General features: G+C 55.3%; 25 protein-coding genes. All 25 read right to left on the reverse strand.

Annotated elements, in window-relative coordinates; translation table 11 throughout:
* Nucleotides 1-2 precede the first annotated feature (2 nt).
* Complete coding sequence (gene rpmD, locus AWU82_RS27415) at nucleotides 3-179, reverse strand: 50S ribosomal protein L30 (RefSeq protein WP_003176408.1); 177 nt, start codon at nucleotides 177-179, stop codon at nucleotides 3-5.
* Between the two features lie 2 nt (nucleotides 180-181).
* A complete protein-coding gene (rpsE, locus tag AWU82_RS27420) occupies nucleotides 182-682 on the reverse strand; it encodes a 30S ribosomal protein S5 (protein ID WP_007955637.1) in 501 nt (166 codons plus the stop codon).
* Nucleotides 683-685: 3 nt separating this feature from the next.
* Entirely contained in the window at nucleotides 686-1036 is a 351-nt protein-coding gene (gene rplR / locus AWU82_RS27425) for a 50S ribosomal protein L18 (RefSeq protein ID WP_003186037.1), read from the reverse strand.
* A gap of 10 nt (nucleotides 1037-1046) precedes the next feature.
* Nucleotides 1047-1580 carry a 50S ribosomal protein L6 gene (gene rplF, locus AWU82_RS27430; protein ID WP_011336170.1) on the reverse strand — a complete coding sequence of 178 codons (534 nt, stop codon included), beginning with the start codon at nucleotides 1578-1580 and terminating at the stop codon, nucleotides 1047-1049.
* A gap of 12 nt (nucleotides 1581-1592) precedes the next feature.
* On the reverse strand, nucleotides 1593-1985 hold the full coding sequence (gene rpsH, locus AWU82_RS27435) for a 30S ribosomal protein S8 (RefSeq protein WP_011336171.1): 393 nt from the start codon (nucleotides 1983-1985) through the stop codon (nucleotides 1593-1595).
* A 209-nt stretch (nucleotides 1986-2194) separates the two neighbouring features.
* Nucleotides 2195-2500 carry a 30S ribosomal protein S14 gene (gene rpsN / locus AWU82_RS27440; protein WP_007955639.1) on the reverse strand — a complete coding sequence of 102 codons (306 nt, stop codon included), beginning with the start codon at nucleotides 2498-2500 and terminating at the stop codon, nucleotides 2195-2197.
* Nucleotides 2501-2513: 13 nt separating this feature from the next.
* Entirely contained in the window at nucleotides 2514-3053 is a 540-nt protein-coding gene (gene rplE, locus AWU82_RS27445; protein WP_003210069.1) for a 50S ribosomal protein L5, read from the reverse strand.
* Between the two features lie 20 nt (nucleotides 3054-3073).
* Entirely contained in the window at nucleotides 3074-3388 is a 315-nt protein-coding gene (gene rplX, locus AWU82_RS27450; protein ID WP_003186046.1) for a 50S ribosomal protein L24, read from the reverse strand.
* An 11-nt stretch (nucleotides 3389-3399) separates the two neighbouring features.
* The gene (gene rplN / locus AWU82_RS27455) at nucleotides 3400-3768 is read right to left on the reverse strand and encodes a 50S ribosomal protein L14 (RefSeq protein ID WP_002555479.1); all 369 of its coding nucleotides are present in this window, start codon (nucleotides 3766-3768) and stop codon (nucleotides 3400-3402) included.
* 23 nt (nucleotides 3769-3791) lie between these two features.
* Entirely contained in the window at nucleotides 3792-4058 is a 267-nt protein-coding gene (rpsQ, locus tag AWU82_RS27460; RefSeq protein WP_003194644.1) for a 30S ribosomal protein S17, read from the reverse strand.
* 2 nt (nucleotides 4059-4060) lie between these two features.
* Nucleotides 4061-4252, reverse strand: coding sequence for a 50S ribosomal protein L29 (rpmC, locus tag AWU82_RS27465; protein ID WP_002555481.1), 192 nt, complete (start codon nucleotides 4250-4252; stop codon nucleotides 4061-4063).
* Entirely contained in the window at nucleotides 4252-4665 is a 414-nt protein-coding gene (gene rplP, locus AWU82_RS27470; RefSeq protein WP_003228729.1) for a 50S ribosomal protein L16, read from the reverse strand. The genes rpmC and rplP overlap by 1 nt, the downstream gene beginning before the upstream one ends.
* Nucleotides 4666-4677: 12 nt before the next feature.
* On the reverse strand, nucleotides 4678-5364 hold the full coding sequence (rpsC, locus tag AWU82_RS27475; RefSeq protein ID WP_003176422.1) for a 30S ribosomal protein S3: 687 nt from the start codon (nucleotides 5362-5364) through the stop codon (nucleotides 4678-4680).
* A 13-nt stretch (nucleotides 5365-5377) separates the two neighbouring features.
* The gene (gene rplV / locus AWU82_RS27480; protein WP_003103908.1) at nucleotides 5378-5710 is read right to left on the reverse strand and encodes a 50S ribosomal protein L22; all 333 of its coding nucleotides are present in this window, start codon (nucleotides 5708-5710) and stop codon (nucleotides 5378-5380) included.
* 11 nt (nucleotides 5711-5721) lie between these two features.
* A complete protein-coding gene (rpsS, locus tag AWU82_RS27485) occupies nucleotides 5722-5997 on the reverse strand; it encodes a 30S ribosomal protein S19 (protein ID WP_011336172.1) in 276 nt (91 codons plus the stop codon).
* Nucleotides 5998-6013: 16 nt separating this feature from the next.
* Nucleotides 6014-6838, reverse strand: coding sequence for a 50S ribosomal protein L2 (gene rplB, locus AWU82_RS27490; protein WP_003186055.1), 825 nt, complete (start codon nucleotides 6836-6838; stop codon nucleotides 6014-6016).
* A 14-nt stretch (nucleotides 6839-6852) separates the two neighbouring features.
* Nucleotides 6853-7152, reverse strand: coding sequence for a 50S ribosomal protein L23 (gene rplW / locus AWU82_RS27495; protein ID WP_002555488.1), 300 nt, complete (start codon nucleotides 7150-7152; stop codon nucleotides 6853-6855).
* Complete coding sequence (rplD, locus tag AWU82_RS27500) at nucleotides 7149-7751, reverse strand: 50S ribosomal protein L4 (RefSeq protein WP_003228735.1); 603 nt, start codon at nucleotides 7749-7751, stop codon at nucleotides 7149-7151. Before rplD ends, rplW begins: the two co-directional genes overlap by 4 nt.
* Nucleotides 7752-7763: 12 nt before the next feature.
* Nucleotides 7764-8399, reverse strand: a complete 636-nt coding sequence (rplC, locus tag AWU82_RS27505; protein WP_007955641.1) for a 50S ribosomal protein L3 — start codon at nucleotides 8397-8399, stop codon at nucleotides 7764-7766.
* A gap of 80 nt (nucleotides 8400-8479) precedes the next feature.
* Nucleotides 8480-8791, reverse strand: coding sequence for a 30S ribosomal protein S10 (rpsJ, locus tag AWU82_RS27510; RefSeq protein ID WP_003186070.1), 312 nt, complete (start codon nucleotides 8789-8791; stop codon nucleotides 8480-8482).
* Between the two features lie 157 nt (nucleotides 8792-8948).
* The gene (tuf, locus tag AWU82_RS27515; RefSeq protein ID WP_010220303.1) at nucleotides 8949-10142 is read right to left on the reverse strand and encodes an elongation factor Tu; all 1194 of its coding nucleotides are present in this window, start codon (nucleotides 10140-10142) and stop codon (nucleotides 8949-8951) included.
* Between the two features lie 31 nt (nucleotides 10143-10173).
* The gene (fusA, locus tag AWU82_RS27520; protein WP_064382247.1) at nucleotides 10174-12279 is read right to left on the reverse strand and encodes an elongation factor G; all 2106 of its coding nucleotides are present in this window, start codon (nucleotides 12277-12279) and stop codon (nucleotides 10174-10176) included.
* Nucleotides 12280-12309: 30 nt separating this feature from the next.
* Complete coding sequence (gene rpsG, locus AWU82_RS27525; RefSeq protein ID WP_007957592.1) at nucleotides 12310-12783, reverse strand: 30S ribosomal protein S7; 474 nt, start codon at nucleotides 12781-12783, stop codon at nucleotides 12310-12312.
* A 108-nt stretch (nucleotides 12784-12891) separates the two neighbouring features.
* The gene (rpsL, locus tag AWU82_RS27530) at nucleotides 12892-13263 is read right to left on the reverse strand and encodes a 30S ribosomal protein S12 (protein ID WP_003186084.1); all 372 of its coding nucleotides are present in this window, start codon (nucleotides 13261-13263) and stop codon (nucleotides 12892-12894) included.
* A 215-nt stretch (nucleotides 13264-13478) separates the two neighbouring features.
* Nucleotides 13479-17678 (reverse strand): DNA-directed RNA polymerase subunit beta', encoded by a 4200-nt coding sequence (gene rpoC, locus AWU82_RS27535; protein ID WP_007957594.1) that lies wholly within the window; start codon nucleotides 17676-17678, stop codon nucleotides 13479-13481.
* Between the last annotated feature and the right edge of the window lie 8 nt (nucleotides 17679-17686).

A 17686-nucleotide genomic window follows, 5' to 3' on the forward strand; every position in this document is an offset into this window, starting at 1 on the left:
GATTAACCCTCGACACGCAGCATGTAGTAAGCCTTGTTGATCATCCCGCGATTCTCGGGAGTATCCTGGACTTCTACAGTGTGACCGATGCGACGCAGACCCAGACCCTTAACGCACAGTTTGTGGTTAGGGATGCGGCCGGTCATGCTTTTGATCAGCGTAACTTTAACGGTAGCCATGATTACTTGATCTCCTCAACACGCAGGCCACGTTTGGCTGCAATGGATTCAGGAGACTGCATAGCCTTCAGACCCTTGAAAGTGGCGTGAACCACGTTTACAGGGTTAGTCGAGCCGTAGCACTTGGCCAGAACGTTCTGAACGCCAGCAACTTCGAGGACAGCACGCATAGCGCCGCCAGCGATGATACCGGTACCTTCAGAAGCAGGCTGCATGTACACCTTCGAAGCGCCATGAGCAGACTTCATTGCGTACTGCAGAGTAGTGCCGTTCAGATCAACCTGGATCATGTTGCGGCGAGCAGCTTCCATTGCCTTCTGGATCGCAGCAGGCACTTCACGCGACTTGCCACGGCCGAAGCCAACACGCCCTTTACCATCACCAACCACGGTCAACGCGGTGAAAGTGAAGATACGGCCGCCTTTTACGGTTTTGGCTACGCGGTTAACTTGAACCAGCTTCTCGATGTAGCCTTCGTCGCGCTTTTGGTCGTTATTTGACATAACTTAGAACTCCAGCCCAGCTTCACGAGCAGCATCAGCCAGCGCTTTAACGCGGCCGTGGTACTTGAAGCCAGAGCGGTCGAAAGCCACCTGCGAGACGCCAGCGGCCTTAGCACGCGTAGCGACCAGCTGGCCAACCTTAGTGGCCGCGTCGATGTTGCCAGTGGCGCCATCACGCAGTTCTTTATCCAAAGTCGAGGCGCTTGCCAGGACTTTGTTGCCGTCGGCCGAAATGACCTGGGCGTAGATGTGCTGCGAAGAGCGGAACACGCAGAGACGCACGACTTCGAGTTCGTGCATTTTCAGGCGTGCTTTGCGAGCGCGACGCAGTCGAGTAACTTTTTTGTCGGTCATTTGCTATGCCCTACTTCTTCTTGGCTTCTTTACGACGGACGACTTCGTCCGCGTAGCGCACACCTTTGCCTTTGTACGGCTCTGGTGGACGGAAGTCGCGGATCTCGGCGGCCACTTGACCTACCAGCTGCTTGTCGATGCCCTTGATCAGGATATCGGTCTGGCTAGGAGTCTCAGCGGTGATGCCTTCCGGCAGTTCGTAATCCACTGGGTGCGAGAAGCCAAGAGCCAGGTTCAGCACCTGACCTTTTGCTTGCGCTTTGTAACCAACACCGACCAGCTGGAGCTTGCGCTCGAAGCCTTGGCTTACGCCCTGGACCATGTTGTTTACCAACGCACGAGTGGTACCGGCCATTGCGCGAGTCTGTTGATCGCCATTGCGAGCAGCAAAACGCAGCTCACCGGCTTCTTCAACGACTTCAACGGACGAATGGACGTTCAGTTCAAGAGTACCCTTGGCACCCTTCACCGAAAGCTGTTGGCCTGCGAATTTTACTTCGACACCGGCTGGCAGCTTAACGGGGTTCTTAGCGACGCGAGACATGCTTATCCCCCCTTAGAACACAGTGCAAAGAACTTCGCCGCCGACACCGGCAGCGCGCGCAGCACGATCAGTCATCACACCTTTGTTGGTGGAGACGATAGACACACCGAGACCGCCACGTACTTTTGGCAGCTCTTCGACGGACTTGTACTGACGCAGGCCTGGACGGCTAACGCGCTTCACTTCCTCGATGACCGGACGGCCTTCGAAGTATTTCAGCTCGATGGACAGCAGCGGTTTGGTTTCGCTGCTGATCTGATAACCCGCGATGTAACCTTCGTCCTTCAGGACTTTTGCTACAGCCACCTTCAACGTGGAAGACGGCATGCTTACGACGGACTTTTCAGCCATCTGGGCATTACGGATTCGAGTTAGCATGTCCGCTAACGGGTCCTGCATACTCATGGGCTAGACGCTCCTAATACAGAAAAATTAGCCTTGCGGCTACTACTTGTCGCCGAGAAACTCCGGGCATAAAAAACACGGGCTCAGGCGAGCCGGTCATTCTAGACATACCCCAGAAATGAATCAAGCCCCAAAAGGGGCTTGATTCAATCTCAAGGCCACCGATGGTCAGGTTCTTTCGACTCCGACCATCAAGGCTTTGACAGCAATTACCAGCTGGCTTTAACCAGACCTGGTACGTCACCACGCATTGCCGCTTCACGCAGTTTGTTACGGCCGAGGCCGAACTTGCGGTAAACGCCGTGCGGACGACCGGTCAGACGGCAACGGTTACGCATACGCGAAGCGCTTGCGTCACGTGGTTGCTTCTGCAGAGCTACGGTAGCCTCCCAACGCGCTTCTGGACTTGCGTTCAGATCGACGATGATAGCTTTAAGCGCTGCACGCTTGACGGCGTACTTGGCAACGGTGAGCTGACGCTTCAGCTCACGGTTTTTCATGCTCTTCTTGGCCATTTTCCTACTCCAATCAGTTGCGGAACGGGAATTTGAAAGCACGCAGCAGAGCGCGGCCTTCATCATCGTTCTTGGCAGTGGTGGTCAGGGTAATGTCCAGACCGCGGAGAGCATCGATCTTGTCGTAGTCGATTTCCGGGAAAATGATCTGCTCTTTCACGCCCATGCTGTAGTTGCCACGACCATCGAAGGACTTGGCATTCAGGCCGCGGAAGTCGCGAACCCGAGGCAGGGAGATCGACAGCAGACGATCCAGGAACTCGTACATACGCTCACGGCGCAGGGTCACTTTGACGCCGATCGGCCAACCTTCACGGACTTTAAAGCCAGCGATGGATTTGCGAGCGTAGGTCACAACGACTTTCTGGCCGGTGATCTTTTCCAGGTCAGCAACAGCGTGCTCGATGACTTTTTTGTCGCCGATCGCTTCGCCCAGACCCATGTTCAGGGTGATTTTGGTAACGCGCGGAACTTCCATCACGTTCGAAAGCTTAAGTTCTTCCTTAAGTTTCGGAGCGATTTCCTTCCGGTAAATCTCTTTTAGTCGTGCCATGGTCTTCTACCTAGCAGTGTTCAAGCATCAACCGCTTTTTGGGTCGACTTGAAGACACGAATTTTCTTACCGTCTTCTACTTTGAAACCAACGCGGTCAGCCTTGTTGGTTTCGCCGTTGAAGATGGCGACGTTGGAAGCGTGCAGTGGCGCTTCTTTCTCGACGATACCGCCCTGTACGCCCGACATCGGGTTAGGCTTGGTATGACGCTTGACCAGGTTCAGACCACCAACAACCAGACGGTTGTCAGCAAGAACCTTCAGCACCTTACCGCGCTTACCTTTGTCTTTGCCGGCGATCACGATGATCTCGTCGTCACGACGAATCTTTTGCATGTCGGATCTCCTTACAGCACTTCTGGGGCGAGCGAGACGATCTTCATGAACTTCTCAGTACGAAGCTCACGGGTCACTGGCCCAAAGATACGGGTGCCGATCGGCTCTTGCTTGTTGTTCAGAAGAACAGCAGCGTTGCCATCAAAGCGGATAATGGAGCCATCAGCACGACGTACGCCGTGACGAGTGCGGACTACAACAGCAGTCATCACTTGGCCTTTTTTCACCTTACCGCGAGGAATTGCTTCCTTCACGGTAACTTTGATGATGTCACCGATACCAGCGTAACGACGATGGGAGCCACCCAGCACCTTGATGCACATAACGCGGCGAGCGCCGCTGTTATCGGCCACATCGAGCATGGATTGAGTCTGAATCATATAATTTCTCCGACCCCTAGCCCTTAGACTTCCACAGCGCGTTCGAGAACATCAACCAGCGCCCAAGACTTGGTCTTGGCCATCGGACGAGTTTCACGAATAGTGACTTTGTCGCCGATGTGGCACTGGTTGGTTTCGTCGTGCGCGTGCAGCTTAGTCGAACGCTTAACGTATTTACCGTAGATCGGGTGCTTAACGCGACGCTCGATCAGAACGGTGATGGTTTTGTCCATCTTGTCGCTGACAACACGGCCAGTCAGCGTACGGACAGTTTTTTCGGCTTCAGCCATGATCACTTACCTGCCTGCTGGTTGAGCACAGTCTTCACGCGAGCGATGTCACGCTTAACTTGCGAGAGCAGATGAGACTGCCCCAACTGGCCAGTTGCTTTCTGCATACGCAGATTGAACTGGTCGCGCAGCAAGCCGAGCAGTTGCTCGTTCAGCTGCTGTGCGGATTTTTCACGAAGTTCATTCGCTTTCATCACATCACCGTCCGTTTAACAAAGGAGGTGGCGAGCGGCAGCTTTGCAGCAGCCAGGGCGAAAGCCTCACGCGCCAGCTCTTCAGAAACACCCTCGATTTCATACAGGACTTTGCCTGGCTGAATCTGGGCAACCCAGTACTCCACGTTACCCTTACCTTTACCCATACGAACCTCGAGAGGCTTTTTGGAGATCGGCTTGTCCGGGAATACACGGATCCAGATCTTGCCGCCACGTTTTACGTGACGGGTCAGAGCACGACGCGCTGACTCGATCTGACGAGCGGTGAGACGACCACGAGCTACAGACTTCAGCGCGAACTCGCCGAAGCTGACTTTGCTACCGCGCAGTGCCAGACCACGGTTGTGGCCGGTCATCTGCTTGCGGAACTTCGTACGCTTAGGTTGCAACATTTGGCGTACCCCTTACTTAGCAGCTTTTTTACGAGGCGCTGGTGCTTGTGGCTTCAGCTCTTCTTGGCGACCACCAATTACTTCGCCTTTGAAGATCCAAACCTTTACACCGATCACACCGTAAGTGGTGTGAGCTTCGTAGTTGGCATAGTCGATGTCGGCACGCAGGGTGTGCAGTGGCACACGACCTTCGCGATACCATTCAGTACGTGCGATTTCAGCACCGCCGAGACGACCGCTCACTTGGATTTTGATGCCTTTGGCACCAATGCGCATGGCGTTCTGTACAGCGCGCTTCATGGCGCGACGGAACATTACACGACGCTCCAGCTGCTGAGCTACGCTCTGCGCAACCAGCATACCGTCGAGTTCCGGCTTGCGGATCTCTTCGATATTGATGTGCACAGGCACACCCATTTGCTTGGTCAGGTCCTGACGCAGTTTCTCAACATCTTCACCTTTCTTCCCGATAACGATACCTGGACGAGCGGTGTGGATGGTGATGCGTGCAGTTTGGGCCGGACGATGGATATCGATACGGCTTACGGACGCGCTTTTTAGTTTGTCTTGGAGGTATTCACGCACCTTCAGATCAGCGAACAAGTAGTCCGCATAAGTCCGACCGTCTGCGTACCAGACGGAGGTGTGCTCCTTGACGATTCCCAGGCGAATGCCAATGGGATGTACTTTCTGACCCATCTCTTCGACTCCGTTACTTGTCAGCAACCTTGACAGTGATATGGCAAGACCGCTTGACGATGCGATCAGCACGGCCTTTGGCACGTGGCATGATGCGCTTCAGCGAACGCCCTTCGTTGACGAAAACGGTGCTGACCTTCAGGTCATCAACGTCTGCGCCTTCGTTATGCTCGGCGTTGGCTACGGCCGACTCCAGCACTTTTTTCATGATCTCGGCGGCTTTCTTACTGCTGAAAGCCAACAGGTTGAGCGCTTCGCCCACCTTCTTCCCGCGGATCTGGTCGGCGACCAAGCGGGCTTTCTGGGCGGAGATTCGAGCGCCCGACAACTTAGCGGCTACTTCCATTTCCTTACCCCTTAACGCTTGGCTTTCTTGTCTGCCACGTGCCCGCGATAGTTGCGGGTACCGGCGAACTCGCCCAGTTTGTGGCCGACCATGTCTTCGTTAACGAGAACTGGGACGTGCTGACGACCGTTGTGTACTGCGATGGTCAGACCGACCATTTGTGGCAGGATCATCGAACGACGCGACCAAGTCTTAATTGGTTTGCGATCGTTCTTTTCCGCCGCCACTTCGATCTTCTTCAGTAGGTGAAGATCAATAAAAGGACCTTTTTTCAGAGAACGTGGCACTGTCGTATCCCTCTATTTACTTGCGACGACGGACGATCATTTTGTCGGTACGCTTATTACCACGAGTCTTCGCGCCCTTAGTCGGGAAGCCCCATGGCGATACCGGATGACGACCACCAGAGGTACGACCTTCACCACCACCATGTGGGTGGTCAACCGGGTTCATGGCAACACCACGAACGGTTGGGCGAACGCCACGCCAGCGCTTGGCACCAGCTTTACCCAGCGAACGCAGGCTGTGCTCGGAGTTCGAGACTTCGCCCAGGGTCGCACGGCACTCAGCCAGTACTTTACGCATTTCACCGGAACGCAGACGCAGGGTCACGTAAACGCCTTCACGAGCGATCAGCTGAGCCGAAGCACCAGCGGAACGAGCGATTTGTGCGCCCTTACCTGGCTTCAGTTCGATGCCGTGTACGGTGCTACCAACTGGAATGTTGCGCAGTTGCAGAGCGTTGCCCGGCTTGATCGGCGCCAGAGCACCTGCGATCAGCTGGTCGCCAGCGCTCACGCCTTTAGGGGCGATGATGTAGCGACGCTCGCCATCTGCGTACAGCAGCAGAGCGATGTGAGCAGTACGGTTTGGATCGTATTCGATACGCTCGACAGTGGCAGCGATGCCATCTTTGTCGTTGCGACGGAAGTCGACCAGACGATAATGCTGCTTATGACCACCACCGATGTGACGAGTGGTAATACGGCCATTGTTGTTACGACCACCAGACTTCGACTTTTTCTCGAGCAGCGGTGCGTGAGGAGCGCCTTTATGCAGCTCCTGGTTGACCACCTTGACCACAAAACGGCGGCCAGGGGAAGTCGGTTTGCATTTAACGATTGCCATGATGCACCCCTTCCTTACTCAGCACTGCTGCTGAAATCGAGATCTTGGCCTGGCTGAAGGGAGATAACTGCCTTCTTCCAGTCATTACGCTTGCCCAGACCGCGAGCGGTGCGCTTGCTCTTACCCAGAACGTTCAGGGTAGTAACACGCTCAACTTTCACGCTGAACAGGCTTTCGACGGCCTTCTTGATTTCCAGCTTGGTTGCGTCAGTAGCAACCTTGAAAACGAACTGGCCTTTCTTGTCTGCCAGAACCGTAGCCTTCTCGGAAACGTGCGGGCCAAGCAGAACTTTAAATACGCGTTCCTGGTTCATCCCAGCAGCTCCTCGAATTTCTTCACGGCCGACACGGTGATCAACACCTTGTCGTATGCGATCAGACTAACTGGATCGGAACCTTGCACGTCACGCACATCTACGTGCGGCAGGTTGCGAGCAGCCAGGTACAGGTTCTGATCAACAGCGTCCGACACGATCAGAACGTCGGTCAGGCTCATGTTGTTCAGTTTGCCCAGCAGGTCTTTGGTTTTCGGAGTTTCAACTGCGAAATCCTGAACCACGACCAGACGATCAGTACGCACCAGCTCAGCAAGGATGGAACGCATTGCTGCGCGGTACATCTTCTTGTTCAGCTTCTGGGAGTGATCCTGTGGACGAGCTGCGAAAGTGGTGCCGCCGCCGCGCCAGATTGGGCTACGGATAGTACCGGCACGAGCACGGCCAGTACCTTTCTGACGCCATGGGCGCTTACCGCCACCACGAACGTCGGAACGGGTCTTTTGCTGCTTGCTACCTTGACGGCCGCCGGCCATGTAGGCCACGACTGCTTGGTGAACCAGCGTCTCGTTGAATTCGCCGCCAAATGTCAGTTCGGAAACTTCGATCGCTTGAGCGTCATTTACATTTAATTGCATGTCAGCTTCCCCTTAACCGCGAGCCTTGGCTGCTGGACGTACAACCAGGTTGCCGCCAGTAGCGCCAGGAACAGCACCCTTGACCAGCAACAGATTGCGTTCAGCGTCCACGCGCACTACTTCCAGGGACTGCACGGTCACGCGCTCAGCGCCCATATGACCGGACATTTTTTTGCCCTTGAATACACGACCAGGAGTCTGGCACTGGCCGATAGAGCCTGGGACGCGGTGGGATACGGAGTTACCGTGGGTGTTATCTTGCCCGCGGAAATTCCAACGCTTGATCGTACCCTGGAAGCCTTTACCTTTGGACTGACCGGTTACATCAACCAGTTGACCAGCAGCGAAGATTTCAGCGTTGATCAGATCGCCGGCCTGGTACTCGCCTTCTTCAAGGCGGAATTCCATTACGGTACGACCAGCGGCAACGTTCGCCTTGGCGAAGTGGCCAGCCTGAGCAGCTGTTACACGGGAAGCACGACGCTCGCCGACAGTGACTTGCACTGCACGATAGCCATCGGTTTCTTCAGTTTTGAACTGGGTGACGCGATTCGGCTCGATCTCAATGACCGTGACCGGAATGGAGACACCTTCTTCGGTGAAAATACGGGTCATACCCGCTTTACGACCGACTACACCAATAGTCATGTTGTAAACCTCATGAGTGTACGGGGCTTTCACCCGCTATGGCCGCCCATTTCAGAGCGTTACACGACCAAGACCGAGTCTTAGCCGAGGCTGATCTGCACTTCCACACCGGCCGCAAGATCAAGCTTCATAAGTGCATCAACGGTTTTATCCGTTGGCTGGACGATGTCCAGAACGCGCTTATGAGTGCGGATCTCGTACTGGTCACGCGCGTCTTTGTTGACGTGCGGGGAAACCAGAACGGTGAACCGCTCTTTACGGGTAGGCAGTGGAATTGGACCACGCACTTGAGCACCAGTACGTTTCGCGGTTTCCACGATTTCCTGGGTTGATTGGTCGATCAGGCGATGGTCAAAAGCCTTCAACCTGATACGGATTTGCTGATTTTGCATTGGATTTCAGACTCCGGCTGCTATTCCCACCGGGCGCAATACGCCCGTTAAAAGGAGGCGCAATTCTATAGACGCCCCAGATAGGTGTCAACCCAATAAAAAAGCCCCCGCTAAGCGGGGGCTTTTTCAACTCATCAAAGCTGACTCAATAAAGAGATCACTCGATGATTTTAGCTACGACGCCAGCACCAACGGTACGGCCGCCTTCACGGATTGCGAAACGCAGACCGTCTTCCATCGCGATGGTTTTGATCAGGGTAACAGTCATCTGAATGTTGTCACCTGGCATTACCATTTCAACGCCTTCTGGCAGTTCGCAGTTACCGGTCACGTCAGTAGTACGGAAGTAGAACTGTGGACGGTAGCCTTTGAAGAACGGAGTGTGACGACCGCCTTCTTCCTTGCTCAGAACGTAAACTTCTGCAGTGAACTTGGTGTGCGGCTTAACCGAACCCGGCTTAACCAGAACCTGACCACGCTCAACGTCGTCACGCTTGGTACCACGCAGCAGAACGCCGCAGTTCTCACCAGCACGACCTTCGTCCAGCAGCTTGCGGAACATCTCAACACCGGTGCAGGTGGTGGTGGTAGTGTCACGCAGACCAACGATTTCCAGGGCGTCTTGAACGCGAACGATACCGCGCTCGATACGACCGGTTACAACAGTACCGCGACCCGAGATCGAGAACACGTCTTCGATTGGCATCAGGAAAGGCTTGTCGATAGCACGCTCTGGCTCTGGGATGTAGCTGTCCAGAGTTTCCACCAGCTTCTTAACAGCGGTGGTGCCCATTTCGTTGTCGTCTTTGCCTTCCAGCGCCATACGAGCCGAACCGATGATGATCGGAGTGTCGTCGCCTGGGAAGTCGTAGGTGGACAGCAGGTCGCGAACTTCCATCTCAACCAGTTCCAGCAGCTCAGCGTCGTCTACCAGGTCAGCCTTGTTCAGGAAAACCACGATGTACGGAACGCCTACCTGACGGGACAGCAGGATGTGCTCACGGGTTTGTGGCATCGGACCATCAGCGGCCGAGCAAACCAGGATCGCGCCGTCCATCTGCGCAGCACCAGTGATCATGTTCTTCACGTAGTCAGCGTGACCTGGGCAGTCAACGTGAGCGTAGTGACGAATGTTCGAGTTGTACTCAACGTGCGCGGTGTTGATGGTGATACCGCGAGCCTTTTCTTCTGGAGCGCTGTCGATCTTGTCGAATTCAACTACGGCCGAACCGAAAACTTCGGAGCAGACGCGAGTCAGAGCAGCGGTCAGAGTGGTTTTACCGTGGTCAACGTGGCCGATGGTGCCAACGTTTACGTGCGGTAGGGAACGATCAAATTTTTCTTTAGCCACGACAATTAACTCCTAGCCTAAAGGGGCTGAATCAGCCTTGTTTTTTGGTAACGGATTCGACGATGTGCGACGGAGCCGTATCGTATTTTTTGAATTCCATAGAGTAGCTTGCGCGACCCTGGGACATGGAACGAACGTCGGTTGCATAACCGAACATCTCGCCCAGTGGAACTTCGGCACGGATAACCTTGCCGGACACTGTGTCTTCCATACCCTGGATCAAGCCGCGACGACGGTTAAGGTCGCCCATTACATCACCCATATAGTCTTCAGGCGTAACAACCTCTACCGCCATGATCGGCTCGAGCAACTCACCACCGCCCTTCTGGGCCAGTTGCTTGGTCGCCATGGAAGCAGCCACTTTAAACGCCATCTCGTTGGAGTCGACGTCGTGGTAAGAACCATCGAACACGGTAGCCTTCAGGCCGATCAGCGGATAGCCGGCAACAACGCCGTTCTTCATCTGCTCTTCGATACCCTTCTGGATAGCCGGGATGTATTCCTTAGGAACCACACCACCCACTACTTCGTTCAGGAATTGCAGACCTTCCTGACCTTCGTCAGCAGGAGCAAAGCGAATCCAGCAGTGACCAAACTGGCCACGACCGCCGGACTGACGAACGAACTTGCCTTCGACTTCGCAGCTCTTCGTGATGCGCTCACGGTACGAAACCTGTGGCTTGCCGATGTTGGCTTCGACGTTGAACTCACGGCGCATCCGGTCAACCAGGATGTCCAGGTGCAGCTCGCCCATGCCGGAGATGATCGTCTGACCAGTCTCTTCATCAGTTTTAACGCGGAAAGACGGGTCTTCCTGAGCAAGTTTGCCCAGAGCGATACCCATTTTTTCCTGGTCATCCTTGGTCTTAGGCTCTACGGCAACCGAAATAACCGGCTCCGGGAAGTCCATGCGAACCAGGATGATTGGCTTGTCAGCGTTGCAGAGGGTTTCACCAGTGGTGACGTCCTTCATGCCGATCAGGGCCGCGATGTCGCCAGCGCGCACTTCCTTGATCTCTTCACGGGCGTTTGCGTGCATTTGCACCATACGACCCACGCGCTCTTTCTTGCCTTTAACCGAGTTGATCACGCCGTCGCCGGAGTTCAACACGCCCGAGTAAACACGGACGAAGGTCAAGGTACCCACGAATGGGTCGGTAGCGATCTTGAACGCCAGCGCCGCGAACGGCTCGTCGTCGCTTGCATGACGCTCCATCTCTTCTTCCTCGTTATCAGGGTTGGAACCCTTGATAGCAGGAATATCGGTCGGAGCAGGCAGGAAGTCGATAACGGCGTCGAGAACCAGGGGAACGCCCTTGTTCTTGAACGAAGAACCGCAAACAGCCAGAACGATTTCGCCGGCGATAGTACGCTGACGCAGAGCAGCCTTGATCTCGGCGATCGACAGCTCTTCACCTTCCAGGTACTTGTTCATCAGCTCTTCGCTGGCTTCGGCGGCGGCTTCAACCATGTTGTTGCGCCATTCTTCAGCCAGTTCAAGCATGTCCGCAGGGATTTCCTTGCGAACCGGAACCATACCCTTGTCAGAGTCGTTCCAGTAGACAGCTTGCATGTTGATCAGGTCGATCTGGCCCTGGAAGTTGTCTTCCGAACCGATAGCCAGCTGGATCGGCACCGGAGTGTGACCCAGACGCTGTTTGATCTGACCGATCACGCGCAGGAAGTTGGCACCAGCACGGTCCATCTTGTTTACGTAAACAAGACGTGGAACGCCGTATTTGTTGGCCTGACGCCATACGGTTTCCGACTGAGGCTCAACACCCGAAGTACCGCAGAACACCACGACAGCACCGTCGAGTACGCGCAGGGAGCGTTCCACTTCAATGGTGAAGTCTACGTGGCCCGGGGTATCGATTACGTTGAAGCGATGCTCGTGTGGGTACTGCTTCTCGGAACCTTTCCAGAAGGCGGTAATGGCAGCAGAAGTAATGGTAATACCACGCTCCTGCTCCTGAACCATCCAGTCTGTGGTCGCGGCGCCGTCATGCACCTCGCCCATTTTGTGACTTTTGCCAGTGTAAAAAAGGACGCGCTCGGTGGTGGTGGTTTTACCAGCATCCACGTGAGCGACGATACCGATGTTACGGTAGCGACTAATCGGAGTAGTACGAGCCATAAAGCCCTCGCAAAATTAGTGAAGCTAAAATTAGAAGCGGTAGTGCGAGAAAGCTTTGTTAGCTTCGGCCATACGGTGCACGTCTTCACGCTTCTTAACAGCAGCACCTTTACCTTCAGCAGCATCCAGCAGTTCGCCAGCCAAGCGCAGAGCCATGGACTTCTCGCCGCGCTTGCGGGCGAAGTCTACCAACCAGCGCATTGCTAGAGCGTTACGACGGGACGGACGAACCTCGACCGGAACCTGGTAAGTAGCACCACCAACGCGGCGCGACTTCACTTCGACCAGCGGAGCGATGGCGTCGAGTGCTTTTTCGAAGAGTTCCAGGGGATCGGTGCCGGTCTTGCGAGCCGCAACGGTTTCCAGGGCACCATAAACGATACGCTCGGCAACGGCTTTCTTGCCGCTTTCCATAACGTGGTTCATGAATTTGGCGAGGATTTGGCTTCCGTATTTCGGATCGTCCAGAATCTCACGCTTTGCTGCTACGCGACGTCTTGGCATTGATAAGCCCTCAAACGGTCTTCAGGTTAGCTCGGGACAGATCCAGTGGATGCGCGCCCGACCTTACTCTTATCGACTCAATAAAATGAAAATCTGCAAAACGGCCGATTACTTCGGACGCTTGGTACCGTACTTCGAACGACCCTGGTTACGGCCTTTAACGCCGGAAGTATCCAAGGAGCCGCGAACGGTGTGGTAACGAACACCTGGCAAGTCTTTTACACGACCGCCGCGGATCAGTACCACGCTGTGCTCTTGCAGGTTGTGGCCTTCACCACCGATGTACGAGGAAACCTCGAAACCGTTGGTCAGACGCACACGGCATACTTTACGCAGTGCCGAGTTAGGTTTTTTCGGCGTAGTGGTGTACACACGGGTGCACACGCCACGACGTTGCGGGCAGTTCTGCAGCGCAGGCACGTCGGATTTCTCGACGATACGCTTACGCGGCTGACGTACCAGCTGGTTGATAGTTGCCATCTACTAGCTCCACTGTTGTCTTGCGACGCTATTGTCTTGCAAGAAAAGCAAAATGGCAGGAACGAACTCCCGCCAAATTTAGGGGATCAAGAGTCTAAAGAGGATCTTGTCCCCAGTCAAGGCAAGGCCCCGACCTCCCCGCTCGTCGAACCTCGACAAATTGTCTCGATTCGATGAACGGCTTGATCAGGGCCTCAGCTCATTTTCCGCAGAACTCAGTTACCGCTCGAGTTCAGCGCTTCGGTCAGTGCAGCTTCCACTTCACTGGCGCTTACGCGCAACGGTTTGTCTGCATCACGACGACGCTTACGCTCGCTGTGATAAGCCAGACCGGTACCGGCCGGGATCAGACGACCCACGACCACGTTTTCTTTCAGGCCGCGCAGGTAATCACGCTTGCCGGTTACCGCCGCTTCGGTCAGTACGCGGGTGGTTTCCTGGAAGGAAGCCGCCGAGATGAACGATTCGGTCGACAACGACGCCTTGGTGATACCCAGCAGAACGCGGGTGAACTTGGAGACAAACTTGTCTTCCGCGTTCAGACGCTCGTTCTCTACCAGAACGTGAGTCAGTTCCATCTGGTCGCCCTTGATGAAGCTGGAATCGCCGGACTCGGAGATCTCAACTTTACGCAGCATCTGACGCAGGATGGTCTCGATGTGCTTGTCGTTGATCTTCACGCCTTGCAGACGGTAAACGTCCTGGATCTCGTTGACGATGTACTTGGCCAGCGCGCTCACACCCAGCAGACGCAGGATGTCGTGCGGATCGCTCGGACCGTCGGAGATAACTTCGCCGCGGTTTACCTGTTCACCTTCGAACACGTTCAGGTGACGCCACTTCGGAATCAGCTCTTCGTACGGATCGCTACCGTCGTTCGGGGTAATGACCAGACGACGCTTGCCTTTGGTCTCTTTACCGAACGCGATGGTGCCGCTGACTTCAGCCAGAATCGACGCTTCTTTCGGACGACGGGCTTCGAACAAGTCGGCAACACGCGGCAGACCACCGGTGATGTCACGGGTTTTCGAAGTTTCTTGCGGGATACGAGCGATAACATCACCGATCGCAATCTTCGCACCGTCCGCAACACCGACCAGGGCGTTGGCTGGCAGGAAGTACTGAGCGATAACGTCAGTGCCTGGCAGCAACAGATCCTTGCCGTTGTCATCAACCATCTTCACCGCAGGACGGATGTCCTTACCGGCAGCCGGACGGTCTTTGGCATCGAGTACTTCAATGTTGGTCATACCGGTCAATTCGTCAGTCTGACGCTTGATCGTGATGCCTTCTTCCATGCCCACGTAGGTCACGGTACCTTTCATTTCGGTAACGATCGGGTGAGTGTGCGGATCCCACTTGGCCACGATTGCGCCAGCGTCGACCTTGTCACCTTCTTTAACCGAAATCACAGCACCGTACGGCAGCTTGTAACGCTCGCGCTCACGACCGAAGTCGTCAGCGATTGCCAGCTCACCGGAACGGGACACAGCAACCAGGTTGCCATCCACACGCTCAACGTGTTTCAGGTTGTGCAGACGGACGGTACCGCCATTCTTCACCTGAACGCTGTCGGCTGCGGAAGTACGGCTTGCCGCACCACCGATGTGGAACGTACGCATCGTCAGCTGGGTACCCGGCTCACCGATGGACTGGGCAGCGATAACGCCGACCGCTTCACCGATGTTCACCTGGTGACCACGAGCCAGGTCACGGCCGTAGCACTTGGCGCAAATGCCATAGCGGGTTTCGCAGCTGATCGGCGAACGCACGATCACTTCGTCGATGCTGTTCAGCTCGATGAACTCGACCCACTTCTCGTCTACCAGGGTGCCAGCAGGAACGATGACGTCCTCGGTACCCGGCTTGAATACGTCACGGGCAATGACACGACCCAATACGCGCTCACCCAACGGCTCTACAACGTCACCGCCTTCAATGTGCGGAGTCATCAGCAGACCGTGTTCGGTGCCGCAATCGATCTCGGTCACGACCAGATCCTGCGCCACGTCTACCAGACGACGAGTCAGGTAACCGGAGTTCGCAGTTTTCAACGCGGTATCCGCCAGACCTTTACGAGCACCGTGAGTCGAGATGAAGTACTGGAGTACGCTCAGACCTTCACGGAAGTTCGCAGTAATCGGCGTTTCAATGATGGAACCGTCCGGCTTGGCCATCAGACCACGCATACCGGCCAGCTGACGAATCTGTGCTGCGGAACCCCGCGCACCCGAGTCGGCCATCATGTACATCGAGTTGAACGATTCTTGCTCGACTTCGTCGCCGTGACGGTCGATGACTTTCTCTTTCGAGAGGTTGGCCATCATCGCCTTGGAGACTTCGTCGTTCGCTTTCGACCAAAGGTCGATCACTTTGTTGTACTTCTCGCCCTGGGTTACCAGGCCGGAGGCGTACTGGCTCTCGATCTCTTTCACTTCGTCGGTGGCTGCACCGATGATGCGGGCTTTTTCATCCGGGATAACGAAGTCGTTAACACCGATGGAAACGCCGGAGATGGTCGAGTAGGCAAAACCGGTGTACATCAACTGGTCAGCGAAGATCACGGTCTCTTTCAGACCAACCACGCGGTAGCACTGGTTGATCAGCTTGGAGATCGCCTTTTTCTTCATCGGCAGGTTGACGACGTCGAACGACAGACCTTTTGGCACAACCTGGAACAGCAGCGCACGGCCGACAGTGGTGTCGACGATACGGGTGTTGTTCACGCTGTTGCCGTCACGATCGTTCACGGTTTCGTTGATACGAACCTTGATCTTGGCGTGCAGTGCGGCCTCGCCGGCACGGAACACACGGTCAACTTCCTGCAGATCCGCGAACACACGACCTTCGCCCTTGGCGTTGATCGCTTCACGAGTCATGTAGTACAGACCCAATACAACGTCCTGCGACGGAACGATGATTGGCTCACCGTTGGCTGGCGACAGAATGTTGTTGGTCGACATCATCAACGCACGCGCTTCGAGCTGGGCTTCCAACGTCAGCGGTACGTGCACGGCCATTTGGTCGCCGTCGAAGTCGGCGTTGTACGCGGCGCAGACCAGAGGGTGCAGCTGGATAGCCTTACCTTCGATCAGTACCGGTTCAAACGCCTGGATACCCAGACGGTGAAGGGTCGGTGCACGGTTGAGAAGAACCGGGTGTTCGCGAATCACCTCAGCGAGAACGTCCCAAACCTCTGGCAGTTCGCGCTCGACCATTTTCTTGGCCGCTTTGATGGTGGTCGCCAGACCACGCATTTCCAGCTTGCCGAAAATGAACGGCTTGAACAGCTCGAGAGCCATCTTCTTCGGCAGACCGCACTGGTGCAGACGCAGGGTCGGACCTACGGTAATTACCGAACGACCCGAGTAGTCAACACGCTTACCGAGCAAGTTCTGACGGAAACGACCTTGCTTACCCTTGATCATGTCAGCCAGGGATTTCAGAGGACGCTTGTTCGAACCGGTGATAGCGCGGCCACGACGACCGTTGTCGAGCAGTGCATCGACAGCTTCCTGCAACATACGCTTTTCGTTGCGCACGATGATGTCCGGAGCGGACAGATCCAGCAGGCGCTTCAAACGGTTGTTACGGTTGATCACTCGACGATACAGATCGTTGAGGTCGGAAGTCGCGAAACGACCGCCATCCAGCGGGACCAGTGGACGCAGATCTGGCGGCAGAACCGGCAGAACGGTCAGCACCATCCACTCTGGCAGGTTGCCGGAACCCTGAAAGGCTTCCATCAACTTCAGACGCTTGGACAGCTTCTTGATCTTGGTTTCGGAGTTGGTTTGCGGAATCTCTTCACGCAGACGGCCAATCTCGTGTTCCAGGTCGATAGCGTGCAGCAGTTCGCGGACAGCTTCGGCACCCATGCGGGCGTCGAAATCGTCACCGAACTCTTCCAGCGCTTCGAAGTACTGCTCGTCGTTCAGCAGCTGACCTTTTTCAAGAGTGGTCATGCCCGGGTCGATAACGACATAGCTCTCGAAGTAGAGAACGCGCTCGATATCACGCAGGGTCATGTCCATCAGCAGGCCGATACGGGACGGCAGCGATTTCAGGAACCAGATGTGGGCAACCGGCGAAGCCAGTTCGATGTGCGCCATGCGCTCACGACGAACCTTGGCGAGTGCAACTTCAACGCCGCACTTCTCGCAGATCACACCACGGTGCTTCAAGCGCTTGTACTTACCGCACAGGCACTCGTAATCCTTTACCGGGCCAAAGATCTTGGCGCAGAACAGACCGTCACGCTCAGGTTTGAACGTACGGTAGTTGATGGTTTCCGGCTTTTTAACTTCACCGAACGACCACGAGCGGATCATCTCAGGCGAGGCCAATCCGATACGGATGGCGTCGAACTCTTCGACTTGACCCTGGTTTTTCAGCAAATTCAGTAGGTCTTTCAAGGCCTTTC

The sequence above is a fragment of the Pseudomonas glycinae genome (assembly GCF_001594225.2).
GTDB lineage: Bacteria > Pseudomonadota > Gammaproteobacteria > Pseudomonadales > Pseudomonadaceae > Aquipseudomonas > Aquipseudomonas glycinae.

Coding starts and splice junctions, on each gene's coding strand:
- rplW (WP_002555488.1), bottom strand. CDS start 7,152: ATGAACCAGGAACGCGTATTTAAAGTTCTGCTTGGCCCGCACGTTTCC.
- rplN (WP_002555479.1), bottom strand. CDS start 3,768: ATGATTCAGACTCAATCCATGCTCGATGTGGCCGATAACAGCGGCGCT.
- rplB (WP_003186055.1), bottom strand. CDS start 6,838: ATGGCAATCGTTAAATGCAAACCGACTTCCCCTGGCCGCCGTTTTGTG.
- rplC (WP_007955641.1), bottom strand. CDS start 8,399: ATGACTATTGGTGTAGTCGGTCGTAAAGCGGGTATGACCCGTATTTTC.
- rplR (WP_003186037.1), bottom strand. CDS start 1,036: ATGACCGACAAAAAAGTTACTCGACTGCGTCGCGCTCGCAAAGCACGC.
- rpsH (WP_011336171.1), bottom strand. CDS start 1,985: ATGAGTATGCAGGACCCGTTAGCGGACATGCTAACTCGAATCCGTAAT.
- rpsJ (WP_003186070.1), bottom strand. CDS start 8,791: ATGCAAAATCAGCAAATCCGTATCAGGTTGAAGGCTTTTGACCATCGC.
- rpmD (WP_003176408.1), bottom strand. CDS start 179: ATGGCTACCGTTAAAGTTACGCTGATCAAAAGCATGACCGGCCGCATC.
- rplP (WP_003228729.1), bottom strand. CDS start 4,665: ATGTTGCAACCTAAGCGTACGAAGTTCCGCAAGCAGATGACCGGCCAC.
- rpsL (WP_003186084.1), bottom strand. CDS start 13,263: ATGGCAACTATCAACCAGCTGGTACGTCAGCCGCGTAAGCGTATCGTC.
- rplV (WP_003103908.1), bottom strand. CDS start 5,710: ATGGAAGTAGCCGCTAAGTTGTCGGGCGCTCGAATCTCCGCCCAGAAA.
- rpmC (WP_002555481.1), bottom strand. CDS start 4,252: ATGAAAGCGAATGAACTTCGTGAAAAATCCGCACAGCAGCTGAACGAG.
- rpsN (WP_007955639.1), bottom strand. CDS start 2,500: ATGGCCAAGAAGAGCATGAAAAACCGTGAGCTGAAGCGTCAGCTCACC.
- rpsQ (WP_003194644.1), bottom strand. CDS start 4,058: ATGGCTGAAGCCGAAAAAACTGTCCGTACGCTGACTGGCCGTGTTGTC.
- rpsG (WP_007957592.1), bottom strand. CDS start 12,783: ATGCCAAGACGTCGCGTAGCAGCAAAGCGTGAGATTCTGGACGATCCG.
- rplE (WP_003210069.1), bottom strand. CDS start 3,053: ATGGCACGACTAAAAGAGATTTACCGGAAGGAAATCGCTCCGAAACTT.
- rpsE (WP_007955637.1), bottom strand. CDS start 682: ATGTCAAATAACGACCAAAAGCGCGACGAAGGCTACATCGAGAAGCTG.
- fusA (WP_064382247.1), bottom strand. CDS start 12,279: ATGGCTCGTACTACTCCGATTAGTCGCTACCGTAACATCGGTATCGTC.
- rplX (WP_003186046.1), bottom strand. CDS start 3,388: ATGCAAAAGATTCGTCGTGACGACGAGATCATCGTGATCGCCGGCAAA.
- rpsC (WP_003176422.1), bottom strand. CDS start 5,364: ATGGGTCAGAAAGTACATCCCATTGGCATTCGCCTGGGAATCGTCAAG.
- rplF (WP_011336170.1), bottom strand. CDS start 1,580: ATGTCTCGCGTCGCTAAGAACCCCGTTAAGCTGCCAGCCGGTGTCGAA.
- rplD (WP_003228735.1), bottom strand. CDS start 7,751: ATGCAATTAAATGTAAATGACGCTCAAGCGATCGAAGTTTCCGAACTG.